General features: G+C 68.7%; 21 protein-coding genes, 1 tRNA gene and 1 other RNA gene. 9 read left to right on the forward strand and 14 right to left on the reverse strand.

From position 1 onward, the window contains the following. Window positions 1-4 precede the first annotated feature (4 nt). From mraY to rnpB, 8 genes are all read right to left on the reverse strand, one after another. The gene (gene mraY / locus FKQ52_RS12275) at window positions 5-1,114 is read right to left on the reverse strand and encodes a phospho-N-acetylmuramoyl-pentapeptide-transferase (RefSeq protein ID WP_141627444.1); all 1,110 of its coding nucleotides are present in this window, start codon (window positions 1,112-1,114) and stop codon (window positions 5-7) included. Window positions 1,115-1,122: 8 nt separating this feature from the next. Next, window positions 1,123-2,547 carry a UDP-N-acetylmuramoyl-tripeptide--D-alanyl-D-alanine ligase gene (gene murF, locus FKQ52_RS12280; protein WP_141627445.1) on the reverse strand — a complete coding sequence of 475 codons (1,425 nt, stop codon included), beginning with the start codon at window positions 2,545-2,547 and terminating at the stop codon, window positions 1,123-1,125. Next, window positions 2,540-3,997 (reverse strand): UDP-N-acetylmuramoyl-L-alanyl-D-glutamate--2,6-diaminopimelate ligase, encoded by a 1,458-nt coding sequence (locus FKQ52_RS12285; protein ID WP_141627446.1) that lies wholly within the window; start codon window positions 3,995-3,997, stop codon window positions 2,540-2,542. The genes murF and FKQ52_RS12285 overlap by 8 nt, the downstream gene beginning before the upstream one ends. Then, on the reverse strand, window positions 3,994-5,706 hold the full coding sequence (locus FKQ52_RS12290; protein WP_141627447.1) for a penicillin-binding protein 2: 1,713 nt from the start codon (window positions 5,704-5,706) through the stop codon (window positions 3,994-3,996). Before FKQ52_RS12290 ends, FKQ52_RS12285 begins: the two co-directional genes overlap by 4 nt. Continuing rightward, a complete protein-coding gene (locus FKQ52_RS12295) occupies window positions 5,703-6,143 on the reverse strand; it encodes a cell division protein (RefSeq protein ID WP_141627448.1) in 441 nt (146 codons plus the stop codon). The genes FKQ52_RS12290 and FKQ52_RS12295 overlap by 4 nt, the downstream gene beginning before the upstream one ends. After that, entirely contained in the window at window positions 6,140-7,093 is a 954-nt protein-coding gene (gene rsmH, locus FKQ52_RS12300; protein ID WP_141627449.1) for a 16S rRNA (cytosine(1402)-N(4))-methyltransferase RsmH, read from the reverse strand. Before rsmH ends, FKQ52_RS12295 begins: the two co-directional genes overlap by 4 nt. Then, the gene (locus FKQ52_RS12305) at window positions 7,090-7,572 is read right to left on the reverse strand and encodes a division/cell wall cluster transcriptional repressor MraZ (protein WP_141627450.1); all 483 of its coding nucleotides are present in this window, start codon (window positions 7,570-7,572) and stop codon (window positions 7,090-7,092) included. Before FKQ52_RS12305 ends, rsmH begins: the two co-directional genes overlap by 4 nt. Before the next feature lie 436 nt (window positions 7,573-8,008). Continuing rightward, an RNA gene (rnpB, locus tag FKQ52_RS12310) (RNase P RNA component class A) lies at window positions 8,009-8,384 on the reverse strand. A 79-nt stretch (window positions 8,385-8,463) separates the two neighbouring features. Here rnpB and FKQ52_RS12315 point away from each other — a divergent pair. After that, window positions 8,464-8,670 carry a hypothetical protein gene (locus FKQ52_RS12315; RefSeq protein WP_141627451.1) on the forward strand — a complete coding sequence of 69 codons (207 nt, stop codon included), beginning with the start codon at window positions 8,464-8,466 and terminating at the stop codon, window positions 8,668-8,670. After that, window positions 8,671-8,964 (forward strand): type II toxin-antitoxin system RelE/ParE family toxin, encoded by a 294-nt coding sequence (locus tag FKQ52_RS12320; RefSeq protein WP_141627452.1) that lies wholly within the window; start codon window positions 8,671-8,673, stop codon window positions 8,962-8,964. On the opposite strand, the gene FKQ52_RS12325 is transcribed toward FKQ52_RS12320, so the two are convergent. From FKQ52_RS12325 to sppA, 3 genes are all read right to left on the reverse strand, one after another. Next, window positions 8,961-9,722 (reverse strand): N-acetylmuramoyl-L-alanine amidase, encoded by a 762-nt coding sequence (locus tag FKQ52_RS12325; RefSeq protein ID WP_141627453.1) that lies wholly within the window; start codon window positions 9,720-9,722, stop codon window positions 8,961-8,963. The genes FKQ52_RS12320 and FKQ52_RS12325 overlap by 4 nt on opposite strands. A 15-nt stretch (window positions 9,723-9,737) precedes the next feature. Beyond that, window positions 9,738-10,058: a hypothetical protein gene (locus FKQ52_RS12330; protein WP_141627454.1), complete on the reverse strand. Its 321-nt coding sequence runs from the start codon at window positions 10,056-10,058 to the stop codon at window positions 9,738-9,740. Window positions 10,059-10,174: 116 nt separating this feature from the next. Beyond that, window positions 10,175-11,956, reverse strand: coding sequence for a signal peptide peptidase SppA (gene sppA, locus FKQ52_RS12335; protein WP_141627455.1), 1,782 nt, complete (start codon window positions 11,954-11,956; stop codon window positions 10,175-10,177). Window positions 11,957-12,180: 224 nt separating this feature from the next. Between sppA and panD the strand changes: the two genes are divergently transcribed. Next, a complete protein-coding gene (gene panD, locus FKQ52_RS12340; RefSeq protein WP_141627456.1) occupies window positions 12,181-12,534 on the forward strand; it encodes an aspartate 1-decarboxylase in 354 nt (117 codons plus the stop codon). Between the two features lie 105 nt (window positions 12,535-12,639). Continuing rightward, on the forward strand, window positions 12,640-12,915 hold the full coding sequence (locus FKQ52_RS12345; protein WP_141627457.1) for a hypothetical protein: 276 nt from the start codon (window positions 12,640-12,642) through the stop codon (window positions 12,913-12,915). A 157-nt stretch (window positions 12,916-13,072) separates the two neighbouring features. On the opposite strand, the gene FKQ52_RS12350 is transcribed toward FKQ52_RS12345, so the two are convergent. Next, a complete protein-coding gene (locus FKQ52_RS12350; protein ID WP_141627458.1) occupies window positions 13,073-13,873 on the reverse strand; it encodes an SIMPL domain-containing protein in 801 nt (266 codons plus the stop codon). A gap of 268 nt (window positions 13,874-14,141) precedes the next feature. Between FKQ52_RS12350 and FKQ52_RS12355 the strand changes: the two genes are divergently transcribed. After that, window positions 14,142-14,214: transfer RNA gene (locus FKQ52_RS12355), tRNA-Ile, on the forward strand. A 134-nt stretch (window positions 14,215-14,348) separates the two neighbouring features. Here FKQ52_RS12355 and FKQ52_RS12360 read toward each other — a convergent pair. Both FKQ52_RS12360 and FKQ52_RS12365 read right to left on the reverse strand, forming a co-directional pair. Further along, complete coding sequence (locus FKQ52_RS12360) at window positions 14,349-15,845, reverse strand: hypothetical protein (RefSeq protein WP_240811644.1); 1,497 nt, start codon at window positions 15,843-15,845, stop codon at window positions 14,349-14,351. A 15-nt stretch (window positions 15,846-15,860) separates the two neighbouring features. Beyond that, complete coding sequence (locus tag FKQ52_RS12365; RefSeq protein WP_370450956.1) at window positions 15,861-17,282, reverse strand: tetratricopeptide repeat protein; 1,422 nt, start codon at window positions 17,280-17,282, stop codon at window positions 15,861-15,863. Window positions 17,283-17,636: 354 nt separating this feature from the next. On the opposite strand from FKQ52_RS12365, the gene FKQ52_RS12370 reads away from it, so the two are divergent. The 4 genes from FKQ52_RS12370 (at window position 17,637) to FKQ52_RS12385 (ending at window position 21,060) form a co-directional block, all read left to right on the forward strand. Beyond that, a complete protein-coding gene (locus FKQ52_RS12370) occupies window positions 17,637-18,137 on the forward strand; it encodes a GAF domain-containing protein (protein ID WP_141627460.1) in 501 nt (166 codons plus the stop codon). 194 nt (window positions 18,138-18,331) lie between these two features. Then, a complete protein-coding gene (locus tag FKQ52_RS12375; RefSeq protein ID WP_141627461.1) occupies window positions 18,332-19,009 on the forward strand; it encodes an SDR family NAD(P)-dependent oxidoreductase in 678 nt (225 codons plus the stop codon). A gap of 11 nt (window positions 19,010-19,020) precedes the next feature. Further along, window positions 19,021-19,842 (forward strand): CoA ester lyase, encoded by an 822-nt coding sequence (locus FKQ52_RS12380; protein WP_141627462.1) that lies wholly within the window; start codon window positions 19,021-19,023, stop codon window positions 19,840-19,842. 96 nt (window positions 19,843-19,938) lie between these two features. After that, on the forward strand, window positions 19,939-21,060 hold the full coding sequence (locus FKQ52_RS12385; RefSeq protein ID WP_141627463.1) for a beta-ketoacyl-ACP synthase III: 1,122 nt from the start codon (window positions 19,939-19,941) through the stop codon (window positions 21,058-21,060). Window positions 21,061-21,102 lie beyond the last annotated feature (42 nt).

The following is a 21,102-nucleotide window of genomic DNA, read 5'->3' on the forward strand; positions in this document are numbered from 1 at the left end:
GGCTCTATCGCAGTTTCAGCGTCGCCAGACCGGCCAGCGCCAGCATGGCGGCGACGATCCAGAAGCGGATCACCACGGTCGACTCCGGCCAGCCCATCTTCTCGAAATGGTGGTGGATCGGCGCCATCAGGAAGATGCGCTTTCCGGTGGCCTTGAAGTAGGCGACCTGGATCATGACCGAGGCGGCCTCGATCACGAACAGGCCGCCGACGATGCCCAGCACCAGCTCATGCTTGGTGGCCACGGCGATTGAGCCCAGCGCGCCGCCCAGGGCCAGCGAACCGGTGTCGCCCATGAAAATCTTGGCCGGCGGGGCGTTGTACCAGAGGAAGCCCACGCCCCCTCCGATGATCGCCGCCAGGAAAATGGCCAGCTCGCCCGCGCCCGGCACGTGATGGACGCCGAGATAGTCCGAGAATTTAAAGTTGCCGACCAGATAGGCGATGATGCCGAACGCCGCCGCCGCCATCATCACCGGCACGATGGCCAGACCGTCCAGACCGTCCGTCAGGTTCACCGCGTTCGAGAAGCCGACGATCGTGAAGGCGGCGAAGATCACATAGAACCAGCCGACATTCAGCAGCACCGCCTTGAAGAAGGGGAAGGCGATGGAGGTCTCGAGGCCCGGAGAGGTCGGCGACACCGTCATCCACAGCACCGTCAGAACGCCCGCGATGAGCGAGACGATGGTCTGGGCGATCAGCTTCTGCTTCGAGGTCAGGCCCGCCGAGGTCTGTTTGGTCACCTTGGCGTAGTCGTCGATGAAGCCCAGCACGCCGAACGCCGCCGTCACCAGCGAGACGATCCAGATGTAGGGATTGGTCAGGTCGCCCCACAGCAGCACCGCCACCGCGATGCCCGCCAGGATCATCAGGCCGCCCATGGTCGGGGTGCCGACCTTCGACAGGTGGGTGATCGGTCCGTCCGAGCGGATCGGCTGCCCCTTGCCCTGCTTGGCCCGCATCCAGTTGATGAAGCGGCTGCCCATCGCCACGGCGACGATCATGGCGGTCGCCATGGCCAGCGCCACGCGGACCGTCTGATACTGGATCAGGTTCAGCAGCGGATAGTCCGGCGCCACGTCCTGGAAATACAGATACAGCAGATAAAACATAGCTTCCCCTATCGCTCCCCGCGCGGCGTGTCGCTGCTTGAGGGGGCGCCCAGCGCCGCCAGAGCCTTCGCGACCAGCGAAGCCTTCGATCCGTTCGAACCCTTGACCATCACGACATCCCCCGGCCCGACCAGCGCGGCGGCCTCGGCGGCCAGCTCGGCGGCGGTCTCACGCCAGACGCCGCGACGGGCGGCGGGCAGGACATCATACAGCTGTTTCATCTCCGGCCCGGCGGCATGGACCAGATCCAGCCCGGCGGCGTCGATGGGAGCGGCCAACCCCTCGTGCAGGCCGCGCGACTGCTCGCCCAGCTCCAGCATGTCGGTGAGCACCACGATCCGCCGAGCGCCCGCCGTCACCGGCCTGGCGCCCAGACTGCGGAAGCCCGCCGCCATCGACAGCGGATTGGCGTTGTAGCTTTCGTCGATCAGGGTGAAGGCCCCGCCGGGCGCCTGCACCGCCGTGGTTTCGCCCCGCCCGGCCAGCGGACGGAAATGCGCCAGCGCCTCCAGCCCGGTCTCCAGCGACACGTCCAGCGCATCCAGCATCAGCAGCACGCACAGACTGTTCAGACCCCAGTGGAAGCCCGACTGGGCCAGCTGATAGTCCAGCGTCTTGCCGTACAGCTCGGCCCTGACTCGCGCGCCGCCGTCGAAGGGCTGGAAGTCCAGCAGGCGGGCGTCATGTCCCGCATCGCTGCCGAACGTCGCCAAACGCGCGCCGACGGCCCTGGCCCGGTCGCACAGCACGGCGGCGAAGGCTACGTCGCCGTTGGCCACCGCCACCCCGCCGGGGATCAGTCCGTCAAAGATCGACGCCTTCTCGGCCGCGACACCGGCTTCGCCGTCGGAGAAGGCCTCGATATGCACCGGCCCCACCGTGGTCACGCAGGCGGCGTGGGGCTGGACGAATTTGGACAGCGGCGCGATCTCGCCGGGCGCGTTCATGCCGATCTCGAACACCGCCCGCTCGACCGTGCGCGGCATCCGCGCGAGGGTCAGCGGCACGCCGATGTGGTTGTTGTAGCTCTTGATCGAGGCATGGGCCGGACCGGCCAGATCGAGGCCCGCCTTGATCGCCTGCGTCACGCTGGTCTTGCCGACCGAGCCGGTGACCGCCCCGCGCTTCACATGCGGCGCCCGCTCCCGGGAAAAGACGCCCAGCCCCTCCAGCGCCTTCAGGGTGTCGGCGGTGACGATCGCCGGGCCGTTGACCGGCCGCTCGGTGATCGCGCCCGTCGCCCCGTTGGCGAAGGCCATGTCGGCGAAGTCATGCCCGTCCCGCGCGCCCTTAAGCGCGATGAACAGGTCGCCGGGCACGATCTCACGGCTGTTGTAGGTGATGCCGGTCGCCTCGAACGGGGCGCCGGACAGGCTTCCTCCGGTCGCGGCCTCGATCTCGGCGGACGTCCAGAGGGCGTGGGACTCAGGCATGGATACGCAGGGCTTCCGCGGCTTCGGTGGCGTCGTCGAAGGGATGCACCACCCCGCCGACGATTTGCCCCTGTTCATGCCCTTTTCCGGCGATCACCACCACATCTCCTTCACGCATCAGGCCGACGGCGTGCTGGATGGCGCGGCGGCGGTCGCCGATCTCGTGCGCGTCGGGACAGCCCTCGCGCACCGCCTTGCGGATCGAAGCGGGATCCTCGGAGCGGGGATTGTCATCGGTGACGATGGCGATGTCGGCCAGACGGCCCGCGATCTCGCCCATCAGCGGACGCTTGGCCCGGTCCCGGTCGCCGCCCGCACCGAAGACCACGATCAGACGGCCGGTCGCATGCGGACGCAGCGCCTTCAGCACCGTCTCCAGACCGTCGGGAGTGTGGGCGTAGTCGACATAGACCTCACCCTGTCCGGCGGAACCCGGAATGCGCTCCAGACGCCCCTGCGCGCCCTCGATCTTCTCCATGGCGGCCAGCACACGCCCGGCGTCCTCGCCCGAGGCGATGCACAGGCCCGCGGCCACCAGCGCGTTCGACGCCTGGAAGGCGCCGGCCAGCGGCAGCAGCACCTCATGCAGATCACCCTGCACGTCGATGGTCAGGCGCTGGCCTTCCGGCACGGCGCGGCGGGCGATCAGCGCCAGATCACGCCCGCGCTCGCCCACGCCCATCACGCCGAGGCCCGAGGTGATGCTGGCGGCGGCGAAGGCCGAATAGGCGTCGCTGTCGGCGTTCAGCACCGCCGTCCGCCCGCGCGGCAGCAGGGTCTCGAACAGGCGCAGCTTGGCGGCTCGATAGCCTTCCATGTCGCCGTGATAGTCGAGGTGATCCTGCGTCAGGTTGGTGAAGGCCGCGGCCTTCAGCGTCACCCCGTCGAGACGACGCTGGTCGATGCCGTGCGACGACGCCTCCAGCGCCAGATGGGTCACCCCCTCCTGCGCCAGCTGGGCCAGCATCCGCGCGGCGTCGGCGGCGTCCGGGCTGGTCAGGCCGGGGCCCGTCAACGCGTGATTAACGTTACCTGTCTGTTTCAAAACCCCCAGCGTGCCCATGCTCGCGGAGGTCAGGCCCAGCGCCGCCCAGATCTGGCGGCAGAAGGCGGCGACCGAGGTCTTGCCGTTGGTGCCCGTCACCGCCACGCAGGTCTTCGGCTGCGCGCCGTAGAAACTGCGCGCCGCGATGGCGTAGGCCCGGCGCACATCGCCCGACGTCACCAGCAGGGGGGCCAGACCGGCATCGGTATCGGCGGGGGCCAGAACGGCGGCGGCGCCCTGCGACAGGGCTTGCGGAATGAAGGCGCGTCCGTCGGCGGCCGTTCCCGGCAGGGCGACGAACAGCGACCCCGGCGCGACCTTGCGGCTGTCGGCGGTCACGCCGGTGATCATCGGATCGGAGGACACGTCCCGACGCAGCAGGTCAGACAGGCGAACCGCGCTCATTGCGTCACCGCCACGGGCGGAATGACGGGGTCCGCGACCCGGTTCACGCCCAGGAAGCCCGAGATACGGTCGATCACGCGTCCGGCCACCGGCGCGGCGACCGCGCCGCCCAGCTGCGAACCGACCGCCGGCTCGTCAATCAGGACGAAGACGACATATCGGCGCGTGCTGTCCGGACCGTCAGCGGGGAAGACCGAGGCGAACGAACCGACGCCGTGACGCGGGTCATAGCGGCGGTTGACCACCTTGTTCGCCGATCCGGTCTTGCCGCCGACGCGCAGGCCCTGCGCGTCGGCCGACCGGCCCGAGCCGCGCAGGACGTTGGCGCGCATCAGGGCGCGGATATTGGCCGAGGTCTCCGGGCTGACCACCCGACGCCCCTCGACGCCCGTTCCGCCGCGACGCAGGGTCAGCGGGCGATAGACGCCGCCGTTGACCAGCGCCACCGTCGCCGCCGTCATCTGCAGCGGCGAGATCATGATGCCGTAGCCGAACGACATCGACGCGCGGGTCGAGTCTTCCCAGTTCACCGGACGACGCGGCGGAACCGATTCATGCAGTTCGATGGGCGCGCGATCCAGCAGGCCCAGCCGGTTGAAGTAGTCGCGCATCACCTGCGGCCCCAGCTCCACCGCCATGCGCGAGGTGCCGATGTTGGACGAGTGCAGATAGACGCCCTCCAGCGACAGAATCTGGTTCGTCGCGTGGAAGTCCTTGATGCGGCGATTTCCGACCATGTACGGCTGCGAGGCGTCGAACGTGGAGTTCATGTCCGTCCGGCCGGTGTCCAGACTGGCCGCGATGGTGAAGGTCTTGAACACCGACCCCATCTCGTAGTTGCCGGTCGCCGCCAGGTTCTTGCTGTCCGAGGTCGGCCAGCTGGCCATGCCCAGAACCTCGCCCGTCGTCGCATCGGCGATCACGCCCACGGCGCCCTTGGCCTGTACGGCGGCGGCGGCGGCGAACAGTTCGTTCTCCAGCACGCCCTGGACACGCAGATCGATCGACAGCGGGAAGCTTTCGCCCCGCGCGCCGGCCGCGCGGATTTCGTCGTTGAAGGCCAGCTCTGCGCCGCTGATCCCCTTGCCCGCCGTATCGGACCGGCCCAGCAGGTGACGCGCCGACGGGGCCAGCGGATAAATGCGCTTGTCGACAGCCTCGAACTCGACACCGCCCAGCGCCAGGGCGTGGATCGCGGCCTTCTCCTTGGGGGTCAGACCTTGCAGGACCAGCGCGCGGCTGCGTCCACGCAGAACCTCGCGCAGCTTGTCCGCCGGGACGCGCGGCAGGGCGCGCCGGATGCTGCGCTCGGCCAGATTGATATCCCAGACCTGCGACGGCGAAACGTACAGATTGTAGTGGTTGGCGTTCATCGCCATCAGGGCGCCATTGCGGTCCACGATGTCCGCGCGCGCCACCGCGTTCGGGTTGGCCGAGGCGCCGACCACGCCCTGCGGAGTCAGTAGCGCCGCCCGCGCCGCGCCCAGCGCCAGACAGCAGAACACGACCGAGAAGGCCGTCATGATCAGGAAGATGCGGACGCGCGTGTCCTCATCCGGACGCGCATCGGCGCGCGCCCTGCCGAACGCATGTTCGACCCACCAGATGGCCTCGGCCAGCCAGCGCCACGACGGCAGCAGGCTGCGCGCGCCATAGGCGGCGGCGCGGGGGGTCGGGCGTTCCCAGGTGCGGGGATCGTGGACGCTCATCGTGCCCCCTCGCCCGTCGGCTCAGCGGTTTCCGGCTCGACGGGGGCGGCCTCGGGCGCCGACGGCGCGGCCGGCGCGGCCGGCGCGGGCGCGGGCGAGGGCAGCGGCTGCAACTGGTCCAGACGCTCTTCGGAGGCCTGACGCTTCATATCCACGGGCCCCAGACCGACGTCGCGCGACAGGGCCTCCAGCCGCGCGGGCTGCTCCAGATGCGCGACCTGCGCGCGCAGCAACCGGACCCGGCGGCCATCCTCGCTGATCCTGCGCTCCAGCTCCGCGATCCGGGCGCTCTCGCGCGCGGCGGCGGCCTTGGCCAGATAGACCGAGAAGATCATGGCGCCGACCATCAGCACGCCGATGATCTCGACCCAGCGGATGCCGCGAATTTTCCAGGCGAACAGGCGCTCCAGCGCGCGACGGGCGACGGCGGCGTTCATGCGGCGATCCTCCCCCACGGCGCGGCGTCCGTGCGGACAGCGGCGCGCAGCTTGGCGGACCGGGCGCGCGGATTGGCGGCCAGTTCAGCCTCGCCCGCCTCGACCGCGCCCTTGAAGCTCAGGGTGAAGCTGGGCTTGCGTGTCTCGACAGCGACCGGCGCATGGCGCGACCCGCCCGGGGCGTTGCCCGTGCGCTCGGTCAGGAAGGCCTTCACGATCCGGTCCTCCAGCGAGTGGAAGGTCACCACCGCCAGACGCCCGCCCGGCGCCAGCGTCGCCTCGGCCGCCTCCAGCCCGGCGCGCAGCTCGCCCAGCTCGTCGTTCACCGCGATGCGCAGGGCCTGGAACACCCGCGTCGCCGGATGGATCGCCGCGCCGCGACGGCCGCCCAGCGCCTTCTCGACCACCTCGGCCAGATCCAGCGTGCGCTGGAACGGCTGCTCGACCCGGCGGCGCAGGATAGCGGTCGCCACCCGGCCCGACTGACGCTCATCGCCGTACAGCTTGAAGATATGGGCCAGCGGGCCGTGATCCCAGGTGTTGACGATGTCAGCGGCGGTCACGCCCTCATCGCTCATCCGCATGTCCAGCGGCCCGTCGCGCATGAAGGAGAAGCCGCGCTCGGCCTGATCCAGCTGCATCGACGACACGCCGATATCGAACACCACTCCGTCCAGCCTCGCCTCGCCCGTCTGCGCGAAGGCGTCGGCCAGCCCGGAGAAGGGCGTGCGGATCAGACGGAAGGTGTCGGGATAGTCGTTGGCCACCGCATCGGCGTGGACCTGCACCGTCGGGTCGCGATCCAGCGCGATCACCGTCGCGCCAGTCTTAAGGATGGCGCGCGTATAGCCGCCGGCGCCGAAGGTGGCGTCGATGATGACGTCGCCCTTCCGCGGAGCCAGCGCGTCCAGCACCTCGGCGATCAGGACAGGGGCGTGCGGAGAGGTCATGCGCCCTCCCCTTGGGGGCGGCGTGCGCGCAGGGCCAGACGCCCCGCCTCGCCACGCTCGCGCACAGCCTGCCGCGCCAGCGCCCGACGCTCGTCGCGACGGGCGTTCCAGCGTGCGCGATCCCAGATCTGGAAGCGCGAACCCAGACCCACGATGACCACATCCTCGCCCAGCCCGGCCTCCTGACACAGGCTTTCCGGCAGGGTGATCCGGCCGCCGCCGTCGTAGGACAGCGGACGCTGACCGGCAAAGAAGGTCTCTTCCAGAGCGGTGCGCAGGTCGTCGCCGAAGGGCAGCTCCTCGATCATCGCAACATACTCGGCCATCAGCTTGTCGCCGCCGGCCTCGAGGCAATCGGACTCGATCGAGAAGAAGCAGAACACGCCGTGCTCGGCGCCGTTGTCAGCGGTGCGGAACTCCTGCGGGATCAGCAGGCGGCGCTTGCCGTCCAGTTGTTTCTCATAGGTCGAGAGAAACACGCCCTGCCCAATCGAGCCCCCGAAAGGCCCGCTCCCCTGAAATCCCGATGAAACGCCAGCCGGCGCAAACAACCCCTACTGAAGCTATGGGATAGCATGGGACTGAATGGGTCTCAATGGGATTAGTTGACGATCATTAACCGTCAAGCTGGCCCAAAATCCAGCGAAAACCGGAACATACAGTGAACTATACACATGTGGACGACCGGTGGACCAACCCTGACACCCCTTTCGATCCAAGCGGTTAATCGGGCGCGGAGACAGGCCGCCGCGCGCGCAACGCTCCAATCCCAGTGAAAGAAAAAAATTCGAGCGCCCGGCCGCCTCGCGTCCCGCCCTCAAGCAGCGAGCCGCCGCGCCGCGAGCGCCAGGGCCAGAATAGTGGGGCTCAAGCAGCGAGCGACCGCGTCGTGAGCGTTAGCCCCACAAAGAAGATAAGGTCAGACGGCCTGTAAGCCGGGTTCTGTTCCCGCAAGCGGGTGACGATCATTCCTCTGGACCGGCCATTGCTGACCGGTTCTCGCGACCTACCCGGATGCTCTCGGGCGGTGAGCCCTGTGAGCCGAGGCTCACGCGACATCCCTATTCGGTCTTGCTCCAGGCGGGGCTTGCCATGCCGGTCCTGTTGCCAGTCCCGCGGTGGGCTCTTACCCCACCCTTTCACCCTTCCCCCCCTCGCAAGGGAGGAGGTTTGCTTTCTGTGGCGCTATCCCTCGGGTCACCCCGGGCGGGCGTTACCCGCCGCCTTTTCACCGTGGAGCCCGGACTTTCCTCGACGGAGCAAGCCCCGCCGCGACCGCCCGGCCGTCTGACGGGCGGACTGATGCCCCTCCCGTTCCCGGGGGTCAACAGATTGATGCCCGTGACACCGGCTTGTGCTAGTCTTCAGCCATGGCCCACCCCGCGCCGACATACCCCGTCGACCCCGCGACCGAGACCCCGGTCGAACGCGAAGCACGTCTGGCATGGGAACGCGCCCGGATCGCCGAGGCGGAAGAAGACATCGCCGCCGGGCGTGTCATCGGTGGCCAGGAAGCGCTGGACTGGCTCGACCGCTGGGCCGCCGGCGAAGACCTCGAAGACCCGGACATCGGCTAGATGACGGATTACGCGGTCTATTTCACCGCGCAGTCCAGGCGGGACCTGAATGCCATCCGAAGATGGCTTCTCCAGCCCGGTAGCGGGTTAAAGGCTCGTTTGAAGATGACCCGCATCAGCCGCGCGCTGATCGAACTTCAGTTCAGGCCGGATCGATGGCCACAGAGCTCAACCCTGGGGCTAAGGCAGCACGTCATCGAGGGACACACCATCCTCTACAAGCTGGACGAACAGGCCCAGGAAGTTACGGTCATGCGTGTCTTCAGCCCCTATCAGAACCGCACCGAACCCTAGTTCAGCACCCCGGTCGTGCTCTCGGCCGTCGCCAGTTGCAGCACGCCCATCAGGGTCGCCCGCGTCTCGCCGTCGGCGATCCCGTCCACCTGTCCCGGACGCCAGTGGCGCTGGAAGGCCTCGACGGTCAGCTTCGTCGCGTCGTCGTACTCGCCGCCCGGCTGCAGCCCGTAGCCCAGCCGGTGCAGACCGGCGCGCAGGACGATGACGCCCAGCCCCTCGTCCCCCGGACCCAGCGGGGCGCCCAGCGCCGCGATCCGCTCCTGCGCCGGTTCGAACCACAGGCCGTGCCCGACCGAGGCCAGCCGCTTCCACGGGAACCGCTCGCCCGGGTCCTGTTTGCGCTCCGGAGCCAGGTCGGAGTGGCCGATGATGCGAGCGTCGGGAATGGTCCAGCGCGTGCGGATGTCGGTGATCAGACTGATGACCGACGCGATCTGCGCCTCGGGGAAGTCGCGATAGCCGAACTCATGGCCCGGATTGACGATCTCGATGCCGATGGAGGCCGCGTTGCAGTCGGTCTCGCCCAGCCAGACGCCGCGCCCCGCGTGCCAGGCCCGGCGCGCCTCGGCCACCAGCCGCAGGATCGAACCGTCCTCGTCGACCACATAGTGGGCCGAGACCTTGGCTTCGGGATCACACAGACGCGCCACGGCGGCCTCTGCGGTCTGCATGCCGGTATAGTGTAGCACCAGCATGTCCGGAGGACCGCGGCGGGCGTCGAAATTGGGGGACGAGGCGTCCTTGACGATGAGCATGGCGAACGCCGGCCTTTAGCGGCCCGTACGCTCCCAGCCATAGGCGACCCAGGCGTCGCCTTCCTTGCGGGCCTCGATCACCTCGTCACCGGCGCGGCGGTCGCGACGGGTCATGGTGCGGCGGGCGCGGAAGGCCAGACCGGCGAAGAAGACCAGCACTGCGGCGATCACCGCGATCACGGCCACGGCGGCAGCGGTCACGACGGCCAGCACCGCCCCGATCGCCATCGCGACCATGGTGGCGATCAGGCCGAACAGCCACACCACCGGTCCCAGCAGTCCGTTGGACGGACGACGGGCGGCGGCGCCGAAGAGCAGGGGGTCGGAAGGGGTCATTGGGTCACCAGTTGGGGCGCTGCGAACAACGCCGGACTCCCAATGTCGGTCCACAGGCCCGCGCGGTCAATGCGCCCACGCTTCACAGGCGAGTGTCCGGCCACGCCCGCCCCCGCTCAGTAAGGCTGATCCGCCAGCACCGACGCGCCCGAGGCCCGTTGACGCTCCACTTCGATGCGACGAACCGCCGCTTCGGCCTCGGGGTCGTTCATGACCCCGCCGATGCCCACCAGCACCCTCGCCGCCTCGCTCGACACGCCGAAAGCCTTCGACAGGGCCTCCCACGGCGAACCGGCTTCCGGATAGCGCTTGAACCGCACATCGGTATCCGCGGAGATGTCGGCCAGCGACTTGGCCTTGGCGATGGCCTCTTCCAGACCGCCCAGTTGATCCACCAGCCCGATGTTCAGCGCCTGCGCGCCGGTCCACACCCGCCCGCGCGCGATCTCGCGCACCCGCGCGGGCGGCAGACGGCGCCCGGCCGAAACGCGGGCGATGAACTCTTCATAGGTCCGGTCGATCTGGGCCGCGAAGGCGGCGCGCTGACTGGGGGTGAATTCCTGCGACGGCGACATCGCGTCGGCATAGTCGCCGCCGATGCTCAGATGGCGCATGTCCACGCCGAACCGGCCCAGGGCGTCGGACAGCACGAACTTGCCGCCGTACACCCCGATCGAGCCGGTCAGGGTCGAGGGCTGGGCCACGATCCAGTTGGCTTCCGAGCTGATCCAGTATCCGCCCGAGGCCGCATAGTCGCCCATGGACACCACCACCGGCTTGCCCGCCGCCCTGGCCGCGCGCACGGCGGCCAGGATCTGTTCCGAAGCTTCCGGCGATCCGCCCGGCGACGAGACGCGGAAGACGATGGCCTTCACGTCCTTGTCCTCGATGGCGTCATAAATCGCCTTGGCCGTGACGTCCGAAGCGATGGAGGCGCCGCCGCCGAACGGGCTGCCGCCGTTGTCGCGGCCGGTCAGGATCGCCCCCTCGCCGCCGACGATGGCGATGGCGTCGCGGCCCGATCCGCCGCGTTCGCCCACGCTCCCGGCATAGGTGTGGAAGTCCATGATCTCCGCGCCCTTGCCCGCGCGGCGCTTGATCTCGGCCTCGGCCTCCTCGACCTGACCGATCTTGTCGATCAGCCTGCGCTGCAGGGCTTCCTGCGCCGACCACGGCCCGGCCTCGATGGCGGCCTTCAGCTGTTGCGGGGTCTGGCGACGGTCCTGCGCGGCATGGGCCAGCGCGGTGTCATAGATGGAGGTCATCCACGCCGTCATCGCCTCGCGGTGGGCGTCGGTGAAGTCGCTCTGCGTATATTCGTTGACCGCGTTCTTGTACTCGTAGCGCTGCTCGAACTGGGCCTCGACGCCGTATTTGTCGAACGCCCGGCCCAGGAACATCGCCTCGGCCGAGAAGCCCGTCAGCTGGAACCCGGCGGTGTTCTGCATCCACAGCTCGGACGCCGAGGCCCCGACCATATAGCTCGACACCGTCGTCCCGACCGGCTGGAAGCCCTGGCTGTGCGCGATCACGATCTTGCCCGAACCGCGGAAGCGACGGATCGCCTGACGGATTTCATCCGCCGCCGCCGGCGTCGTCCCGCCTTCCGGCAGACGGATCAGCAGGGCCTTCACCTTGTCGTCCGCCTGGGCCTGCGCGAGCGTGTCGACGATCTGCACGGTCGACAGCCCGCCGCCCCCGAACACCGCGAATGGATTCGTCGGCGTCTGGTCGCTCAGTCCCTCGCGCAGGTCCAGCTCCAGCACCGTATTGCCCGGCACGGGCTCCTTGGCGCTCACCGAGGCCACGACGATGCTCAGGAAGACAAGCGGCAGGACGACGAAGAACAGCAGCAGCGCGGCGAACACGCCGCCCATGGTCAGGAAAAATTGCTTCATGGGGTCGACACGTCGTCTCAGGCGCGGGCCGGGTCATGGCCACATTTTGACCATAGAACGGCAGGGCTTGCGGTCAAATGAACGTCTCGTCACGGGCGAATGCGCCGCAGCACATTCATGGTGCGCTGCCGAAAGCGTGATTGATGCGCCGCGCTGAAATCCCTATATCAGCCGCCTGCGAGCGGGGGCCTATCGCCCCGCGTTGTATTCGGACCGCGCTCCCCATGCTGGTCACGCTTATGAAGGCCAAACTTCACCGCGCCACGGTGACCCAGGCCGACCTCGACTACGAGGGCTCCATCGCCATCGACATGGACCTGCTGGATGCGGCGGGCATCTTCCCGCACGAGCAGGTGGATGTGCTGAACATCACCAACGGCGCCCGCTTCACCACCTACGCCATCGAGGCCCCGCGCGGCTCGAAGGTCATCGGCGTCAACGGCGCCGCCGCCCGTCTGGTGCAGAAGAACGACAAGGTCATCGTCGTGACCTACGGCCAGCTGCCGTCCGAAGAAGCCCGCCAGTGGTCGCCCAACGTCGTCCTGCTGGACGACGACAACAACATCAAACACGCCTGAACCGTCAAAGGCGCTCCAAAGGAACGTCGACGGCTGCTCGCCGTCGACCCGCTCGCCCTTGACCTTCGCCCCTTCGCGGCCTCCCCTCCCCTTCGGAGGAAGCTCATGATCCAGACCATTTCCCGCCTGCGCTGGGTGCTGTACGGCGGCTATCTGCTGGCGGCGACGCTGGCGCTGATGATGGCGTTCACGCCGGGACTGGCCCTGCTGGGCCTGCCGCCCGAGCGGATCACCTTCGTCCCCGCCATGATCACCGGCGCGCCCTGGAGCCTGCCGCTGTTTCTGGTCAGGCTCGACTCGGTCACCACCCTGGCCATCACCATGGTCGCCAACCTGCTGAACGTGGCCATCGGCCTGATGCTGGCGAAGTCGGGGGACTGAGGGTGGGTGATTGGTGATTGGGTGATTGGCGGATCGCGGCCGAGGATCACCTGCGGCGACCTTGTGCCCAAAAGCGAATGGCTGGCGACCGGCCACGACCATCGCCGCATCCAATCACCAGCCACCAATCACCTGTCAGGCGCCGACGTTCGCCGCCTTACCGCGCCAGATCGTACACACCCGTGATATCGATCCGCACCGTCAGCTCACCGGCCGAGATCGGGGTCATGTCGGAGGCGCCTTCCATCCGCGCCATGGCGTACATCGGGCGCGGCGGTTGCGGGGCGTAGCCGCCGCCCTCGGTCAGCGAGCGGATGCCACCCAGCGGCGTGCCCAGAGCCTGCGAATACAGGGCCGCCTTGGCCTGCAGGTTGCGCACCGCGATCTGGCGCGCCTGATTTTCAGCCGCCGAGGGGTCCTTCAGGCCGAAGCTGATGCCGTTGATCTGGTTGACCCCGGCGGCCACCACGGCGTCCGCCGTCGAGCCGACCCTGGTCAGGTCATTGATGATCACCGTCACCTGATTTGAGGCCTGGTAGCCCCGCAGACGCGGCGGGTTGTTCTCGACGTAGTCATACTGCGCCGACAGGTTCAGGCCCGAGGTCTGGACGTCCCGCTCATTGATCCCGGCGCGGCGCAGGGCGGCGATGACCTGATTCATCCGCGCGGCGTTCTGGGCCATCGATTCGGCGGCGGTCGGAGCCTCCGTCACGACGGCGAAAGTGATCGTCGCCATGTCCGGGGTCGCCTTGACCTCGCCATAGGCCGACAGGTTCAGGCTCGGGCGTTCCGTCACCGCCTGGATGGTCAGCGGCGCGCCGCCGTTCGGCTGCGACTGGGCGTGGGCGACGGGGGCGCCGGCCAGCAGGGCGGCCGCGGCCATCAGGGCGCCGCCCATCATCAGGGCGCGGTTGGAGACGGCGGGCATCGCGGCGGCGACAGCGGCGGGGCGGTTCATCGGAGAGGCTCCATGAGAGACGAGGTGTCGTTGCGAACACCTTCATCGGCGTCCGTGTTCCAACCATGGCCGTTCCCGCCTGAACGGCCGGTCAGGGACCATTGGCAGAAACCGTTCATCTGCGTGACATCGCCGACAGATCGGCGGCGAAGGCGCGGCGCGGACGCCGTCATCGCCCCTGCGGACCGGATGACGCCAACCGGGCGCGTGCGACGAGCGCTTGGCAACCGCCTCCCCCGCCTGCTAGGCGAAACCCTCCTCGCTCCGGGGGCCCGTAGCTCAATGGTTAGAGCCGACCGCTCATAACGGTCTGGTTGGGGGTTCGAGTCCCTCCGGGCCTACTCGGGGCCATCCCCCCATGATCAGCCCGCCTCAAGCAGGGCGTCGAGGCTCGGAAAGCCTCCTTCCGGCCGTATGGAGCGACAGACCAGAGCCAACCGCCGTTCAATCGCCGGACCGCAACTCGTCTTCACCCTCACCGCCTCCAGAAGCCGCCGCCCCCGCCCCGGCTCCACCGATCCTCCCCGCGATAGCGCTCGTCCTGCACATAGCGGCCATCCCGGTCGTACCAGCCGTCGCCGTTCTGGTAGTCGTCGTAGCCGTCCAGCGAATAGCCGTCGTCGTAGTAGTCGACGCCCAGCATGCCGTCCTCCTGGCTCCACCAGCTGCGCGGGTACGAGCCGTGGGCGCATTCCCAGCCCTCGCCCGGACGCCAGTAGGGCTCGTACCGGCCGCGATAGCGGTCGCGGAACTGCGGGCGGCAGACATATTGCGACCAGACGCGGTTGCCGCTGGCCTGCACATTGGCGCGCGGCTCGCGATAGATGACGTCGCGGACGCCCGCGAAGACGTTGTTGGTCACCACCGCATTGCCCGCGGCGGCGGCCACCCCGACCGCCGAGGCGCGGATGCGGCTGTCGCTCAGACGCAGTTCACCGCTGTACAGCACCACGCCCTTGTCCGAGCGGCAGACCCGGCTGCCGCTGATGGCGACCGAGGCCCCCTCGACCACCACGCCCTCGACGAAGCCGCACACGGCGGTGTTGCTGATCTCGACCCGGCCATAGTCCCGCCCGGCGCGCACGATCACGCCGATGCTGCGCGGGCCGAAGGCGTTGGGCGCATTGGTCCCCAGAATGGTCGTGGCGTTCAGGACCGACGGCGGACCGGCCGTCGGGGTGATCTCCACCCCCGACTGCGAGCCCGAGATCACGGCCTCCCACAGGTTCAGGGTCGCGCCGTCGGCGACCACCGCCGGGGCGATGGTGCGGGCCTCGATCACCGCATTGCGGATGTCCAGCAGGCCGCCGTCGGCATAGATGGCCGTCTCGTCGCCCGCGTGGCGGAAGCCGACCCGGTTCATGACGATCTCGGCGCCGTAGCCGACGATACAGGCCGCGTCGCCCGCGCGCGGCGAGGCGAACAGCATGTCGCGGATCTCGACCCGCACCCCCGCCGCCACCGTCATGCACGGCAGGCCGTCCGGCGCCTGCAGCGCGGGCTGGGCGCCGGCCCAGTCGCGCGGGTCAAAACCGCCCTCGCCGATGATGGTCAGCGGCTTGTCGATGTTCAGCCAGCCGACGCAGGCGCCGGCGCGTGAGCGGATCACCAGCGTCCCGCCGGGCCGCACCCGGCGCACCGCGTCTTCCACCGCGCCCGATCCGGGATTGCCGCCGCAGTCGACCAGCACGATCTCCTCCCCGCCCGGCCGCAGCGGCGGCAGGCCGGGCCGCCAGCCCGAATCCCAGTCCGGGCGGTGGCGACGATAGTCATAGCGGTTGCGGTCCCGGCGCGGGCCCGACGCCCGGGTCGGCGGGTCCAGCAGGACGCCGAAATTGGGCCGCGTCTGGCTTTCCACCCGCGCCGCCGTCTGGGCGTGGGCCGTGTCCGGCGCACTGACCGTCATCAGGGCCGCGCCGGCGACGATCGCCGCCACGCCGCCGATGAGACCGAAGGGGTTGCGGGTCGTCATGGGTTCAGGCCCTCCTTAACGGCGCTGCGAACGGGAGACCTGGGCCAGCACGGCCTGCAGGCGTCCCGCCGACGGGCCGAAGCCCGCCAGGGCGGAATCGATGCGGAATGCGACGGCCTGGGCCTTGTCCTGATCCGCCACGCCCGAGACGCCGAGCGCGAAATAGCTGGACATGGCGAACTTGGCCTCCGGGCTGCCTTGCCGCGCGGCTTCCTCGAACCACTTGAAGGCGCGGGCGTAATCGGCCGGAACCCCGATCCCCTCGGCGTACATGACCGCCAGCACCAGTTGCGCCTCGGACGATCCGTTCACCGCCGCCAGCTGGATCGCCCGCACCCGCTCCAGATAGGACAGCCGCCCTTCCATCGCGTGGCCCAGCATGGCCTCCAGCGTCTCGATCTGCCGCTTGGACAGGTCCTCGGGCCGCTGCGGCGCGGTCTCGACCACGCCCAGATACCGCAGGGCGCGGCCCACATGAATGAAGGGCAGCTCGCTGGCCATGCGGCCCAGCGCATATTCATTGGCGTCGCCGCGCGGACGGCTTTCGTCCGAGAAGGGCACCCCCGACTGCGGCGCGCTGTTCGGATAGAATTCGAACGGCGGCGTCCATTGCCGCGCCTTCACCTCGACGAAGCGCTGGTACTGCGCCCGGTGCGGCGACGACCGCTCGAAGTCGCGCATCAGCACATAGGCGCCCACGTCCCCGGTCTGCACCGCCAGATAGTTGTACAGATAGGCGTCCACGTCATTGCGCTGGAACAGGCTCAGCGCCGCCGGATAACCGCGACGGTTGCGGTCTCGCCCCGGTCCCCGACCGCCCTCGCCGCGTCCCCACGCCTCGCGGGCCTCGCGGTTGTCCTCCGGCTCGCCGAACGGGCCGTACAGGCCGTCATGCAGACGGGCCAGGGTGCGGAAGCCCTCGGCGTCCTGTGTCGACAGCACATAGATGACCCGGTCACGCACCGCCGACCGCTCGTCCACCGTCATATTGCCCAGCAACCGGTCCAGCTTGCCGTAGGCCTCGTGCCGCTCGAACGCGCGGCAGTCGTCATAGCGCGACAGCGGGCGCCAGCCGCCCCAGCCGTCGCGTCGGGTGCGGTTGATCGGGGCGTATCCCTCGTCATTGGCCAGCGCCATCGCCAGCCAGGTCGCCGCCTCGATCGGATCTTCAATGTTCTTGTCGGTCGCGCGCACCGCCGAATAGCGCGCGCCCAGTTCCAGCTGGGCGAAGAAGTCATTCTGGAACGCCGCGCGACGCAGCACCCGCAGACCGGTCTCCTGGGCGTTGAACTCGCTGCCGCTCATCGAGGCCGGGCGCGGACAGCTGTTGGACGCGGCGTCGCCGCCGCCCTGCCAGAACCGCACGCCGTCCCGGCCGCACGACGCCATGCCCAGCGCCGCCAGCGCAAGCACGCCCACCGTGGCCGCGATCGCCACCGGCGCGCGCGAGCCGCGGGAACGCGAGCGTCGTCCGTGTTCGCCTTCCCCGTCCGCCATAAACCCCTCGCACACCCACCGGGCGTCTCCGCCCCCCGACGAGCCGGAATCAGGCCCGTTAACCAAGTTCGTTAACCATTGCGGGACTGCGACAGTCCGGGCCAGTTAACATCCTGTCAAGGTTAACGCTGTTTTGCGACAAAGCGTTGCCGCATCACGGCCATTTTGTGCCGTAGCAGGAGTTTTCCACCGAAATCAGCGCCTTGCGAATGCCCCTCAAAGGCGAAACACCGGCCTCGCATCCGCTCCGGCCTGCGCCTATATGCCTGCGACGTCCCGCCGGAGTTTGCCCTGATGTCCTACGTCGCCCGCGACGACCGCCCCGCCGACAAGGCCGCCCGCTATGCGGAGGTCGAGGCGGAAATCCTCGCCGTGCTGGACGGAGAGCCGAACCGCGTCGCGCGCATGGCGACCGTCTCCTCCATGCTGGCCGACGCCTTCCCGGCCTTCTTCTGGACCGGCTTCTATGTGGTGGACGAGACGAAGACCGACGAACTGGTGGTCGGTCCCTATCAGGGCACGCTGGGCTGCCTGCGAATCGCCTTCGGTCGCGGCGTATGCGGAACCGCCGCCGCCACCCGGACCACCCAGATCGTCGATGATGTCCACGCCTTCCCCGGCCACATCGCCTGCGACGCCCGTTCGGCCAGCGAGATCGTGGTCCCGGTCCTCGACGCCTCGGGCGCCCTGATCGCTGTTTTCGATGTCGACGCGACCGTTACGTCCGCTTTTGACGCAACCGACCGCTATGCTCTGGAACAGCTGATGGCCAGGGTGTTCGCCGGGACCGCCTGAACCGTCTGCCCCGTCTATCCCGTCCATGCGGCGATAGACGGTCTCGCGGAGCGTCCTCCGGCCAGTTCTTTTGTTTTCGTTGCGTTTTTTCAAAACGCGATAGACGGGATAGACGGCATAGACTGTTTTTTAAAACCGTCTATCGCCCGCACTATTCGCACTGTTCGCACTCGTTTTTCCGCCGGAGAGTCTCAATGTCTGACCGCGTGATCCTTGTGACCGGAGGCCACGGCGCCCTCGGCTCCGCCGTCGTTCAGGCGGCTCTGGCCGACGGACTGAAGGTGGCCATCATTGACCACGCCCGGGGCCATGCGGTTCCCGAGGGCGTGCTGGAGCTGGGGGGCGTCGACCTGACCGACCCCGCCGAGGCCGCGCAGGCGATCAACGCCGCCGCCGACCACTTCGGCCGCCTCGACGCCCTGCTGAACATCGCCGGCGGCTTCGTCTGGCAGACCACCGACGACGAACAGCCCGCGTGGGAGAAGATGTTCGCCCTGAACCTCTCGACCGCCCTGAACGCCAGCCGCGCCGCCCTGCCATGGCTCAAGGCCTCGCCGGAGGGCCGGATCGTCAACGTGGGCGCCAACGCCGCCATCAGGTCCGCCGCGGGCATGGGCGCCTACGCCGCGTCGAAGGCGGGCGTTCACCGCCTGACCGAAAGCCTGGCCGAGGAACTGAAGTCCACCGCCGTCACGGTCAACGCCGTCCTCCCCTCGATCCTCGACACCGCCCAGAACCGCGCCGACATGCCCGACGCCGACCCGTCGAAGTGGGTCGCCCCCGCCGACCTCGCCCGCGTCATCTTGTTCCTCGCCTCCCCCGAAGCCCGGGCGGTGACGGGGGCGCTTCTGCCCGTCACCGGGAAGGTTTGAGCCCCGGGCGTATGAGATCCGCCCTCTTCCTCCCCGCCGGCAACCCGCGCGCCATCCAGAAGGCCCGCACGCTGGACTGCGACGTCGCCATCCTCGACCTCGAGGACGCCGTCGCGCCGGAGATGAAGGCCGACGCCCGCGCCGCCGCCGTTCAGGCGCTCCGCGACGGCGGCTTCGGCCCGCGCCTCGGCGTCCGCATCAACGGGCTCGACACCCCGTGGGGCGCCGATGACCTCACGGCCCTGTCCGACGCGGGCGTCACATTGGTCGTCGCGCCCAAGGTCGATGACGCCGACGCCGCTCGCGCCCTGACCGCCGCCCTGCCCTCCGATGCCGTCCTCTGGGCCATGATCGAAACGCCCCGCGCCCTGCTGAACCTGAGCGCCATCGCTGCAACCCCGCGGCTGGAGGCCCTGATGCTGGGGGTCAACGACCTCGCCGTCGGCCTGCGCACCAGCCCGGCGCCGGACCGTGAGCCGCTCAAGCCATGGCTGGCCGCCACCGTCGCCGCCGCCCGCGCCCACGGCCTGCTGGCCCTCGACGGCGTCTACAACGCCTTCACCGACGCCGAAGGCTTCGCCGCCGAATGCGCGCAAGGCCGCCTCTATGGCTTTGACGGCAAGAGCCTGATCCACCCCTCCCAGATCGCCCCGGCCAACGCCGCCTTCGGCCCGTCAGAGGCCGAAATCGCCCACGCCCGCGCCATCGTCGCCGCCTTCTCCGCCCCCGACGCCAAGGGCAAGGGCGCGATCCGGGTGGATGGCCGCATGGTCGAACGCCTGCATCTTTCAGAAGCCGAACGTGTTCTCAGCCATCTCGACCGGGGCCGCTGACGGGCCTATCTAGTCCGTCCAGAAACAGAACGCGCAGGCGCCCCCTCAAGAAGCGTGGCGCCGCGCGCCGAGCGTTAGGGGCGCTTAAGGAAACCTATGACCCACGCCGTCATCGCCGCCACCGGCCTGTTCACGCCGGACCAGTCGATCTCCAACGAAGAACTGGTGGCCGCCTACAACGCCTACGCCGACCGCTTCAACGAGCGCCACAGCGCCGAGATCGCCGAGGGCGACGTCGCGCCCCTGACCCACTCCTCGGTCGAGTTCATCGAGAAGGCGTCCGGCATCAAGTCGCGCTTCGTGCTGGACAAGGCGGGCGTCCTCGACCCCGAGCGCATGGCCCCGAACATCCCCGAACGCTCGAACGAGGAACTGTCGGTCCTCGCTGAAATGGCCGTGAAGGCCGCTCGGGACGCCATCGCCGCCTGGGGCAAGCCGGTCAGCGAGATCGGCGCCGTCCTGTGCGCCGCCTCCAACATGCAGCGCGCCTATCCGGCCATGGCCATCGAGATCCAGCAGGCGCTGGGCATCGAGGGCTTCGCCTTCGACATGAACGTGGCCTGCTCCTCGGCCACCTTCGGGCTCAAGACGGCGGCGGACTTTATCGCCTCCGGCTCGGTGAAGGCCGTGCTGATGGTCAATCCGGAAGTCTGCTCGGCCCACCTGAACTTCAAGGATCGCGACAGCCACTTTATCTTCGGCGACGTCGCCACCGCCGTCATCATCGAGTCGTCCGATCAGGCCGCCCCCGGCGGTTGGGACATTCTCGGCACGCGTCTGAAGACCAGCTTCTCGAACAACATCCGCAACAATTTCGGCTTCCTGAACAACGCCGCCCCCGAAGGCATCGGCGCCCCGGACAAGCTGTTCGTCCAGCAAGGACGAAAAGTCTTCAAGGACGTGGTGCCGATGGTCTCGGACATGATCGTCGATCATGCGGGCGAGCTGGGCCTCGACCCCACCGGGCTGAAGCGGATGTGGCTCCATCAGGCCAACATCAACATGAACCAGTTCATCGGCCGCAAGGTGCTGGGCCGCGAGCCCGAGCCGGGCGAGAACGTCATCATCCTGGACGAGTACGCCAACACCTCGTCCGCCGGTTCGATCATCGCCTTCCACCTGCACCACGACGGCTTCGCCCCCGGCGACACCGGCCTGATCTGCAGCTTCGGCGCCGGCTACTCCGCCGGCACGGTCTTCGTCCGCAAGCGCGCCTGACGACAAAATTGCGATCAATTCGCAAAATCGTCAGACAGCCAG

It is taken from the genome of Brevundimonas sp. M20, from assembly GCF_006547065.1.
GTDB lineage: Bacteria > Pseudomonadota > Alphaproteobacteria > Caulobacterales > Caulobacteraceae > Brevundimonas.

Coding starts and splice junctions, on each gene's coding strand:
- mraY (WP_141627444.1), bottom strand. CDS start 1,114: ATGTTTTATCTGCTGTATCTGTATTTCCAGGACGTGGCGCCGGACTAT.
- murF (WP_141627445.1), bottom strand. CDS start 2,547: ATGCCTGAGTCCCACGCCCTCTGGACGTCCGCCGAGATCGAGGCCGCG.
- FKQ52_RS12285 (WP_141627446.1), bottom strand. CDS start 3,997: ATGAGCGCGGTTCGCCTGTCTGACCTGCTGCGTCGGGACGTGTCCTCC.
- FKQ52_RS12290 (WP_141627447.1), bottom strand. CDS start 5,706: ATGAGCGTCCACGATCCCCGCACCTGGGAACGCCCGACCCCCCGCGCC.
- FKQ52_RS12295 (WP_141627448.1), bottom strand. CDS start 6,143: ATGAACGCCGCCGTCGCCCGTCGCGCGCTGGAGCGCCTGTTCGCCTGG.
- rsmH (WP_141627449.1), bottom strand. CDS start 7,093: ATGACCTCTCCGCACGCCCCTGTCCTGATCGCCGAGGTGCTGGACGCG.
- FKQ52_RS12315 (WP_141627451.1), top strand. CDS start 8,464: ATGGCCCACCCCGCGCCGACATACCCCGTCGACCCCGCGACCGAGACC.
- FKQ52_RS12320 (WP_141627452.1), top strand. CDS start 8,671: ATGACGGATTACGCGGTCTATTTCACCGCGCAGTCCAGGCGGGACCTG.
- FKQ52_RS12325 (WP_141627453.1), bottom strand. CDS start 9,722: ATGCTCATCGTCAAGGACGCCTCGTCCCCCAATTTCGACGCCCGCCGC.
- FKQ52_RS12330 (WP_141627454.1), bottom strand. CDS start 10,058: ATGACCCCTTCCGACCCCCTGCTCTTCGGCGCCGCCGCCCGTCGTCCG.
- sppA (WP_141627455.1), bottom strand. CDS start 11,956: ATGAAGCAATTTTTCCTGACCATGGGCGGCGTGTTCGCCGCGCTGCTG.
- panD (WP_141627456.1), top strand. CDS start 12,181: ATGCTGGTCACGCTTATGAAGGCCAAACTTCACCGCGCCACGGTGACC.
- FKQ52_RS12345 (WP_141627457.1), top strand. CDS start 12,640: ATGATCCAGACCATTTCCCGCCTGCGCTGGGTGCTGTACGGCGGCTAT.
- FKQ52_RS12350 (WP_141627458.1), bottom strand. CDS start 13,873: ATGAACCGCCCCGCCGCTGTCGCCGCCGCGATGCCCGCCGTCTCCAAC.
- FKQ52_RS12360 (WP_240811644.1), bottom strand. CDS start 15,845: ATGACGACCCGCAACCCCTTCGGTCTCATCGGCGGCGTGGCGGCGATC.
- FKQ52_RS12370 (WP_141627460.1), top strand. CDS start 17,637: ATGTCCTACGTCGCCCGCGACGACCGCCCCGCCGACAAGGCCGCCCGC.
- FKQ52_RS12375 (WP_141627461.1), top strand. CDS start 18,332: ATGTCTGACCGCGTGATCCTTGTGACCGGAGGCCACGGCGCCCTCGGC.
- FKQ52_RS12380 (WP_141627462.1), top strand. CDS start 19,021: ATGAGATCCGCCCTCTTCCTCCCCGCCGGCAACCCGCGCGCCATCCAG.
- FKQ52_RS12385 (WP_141627463.1), top strand. CDS start 19,939: ATGACCCACGCCGTCATCGCCGCCACCGGCCTGTTCACGCCGGACCAG.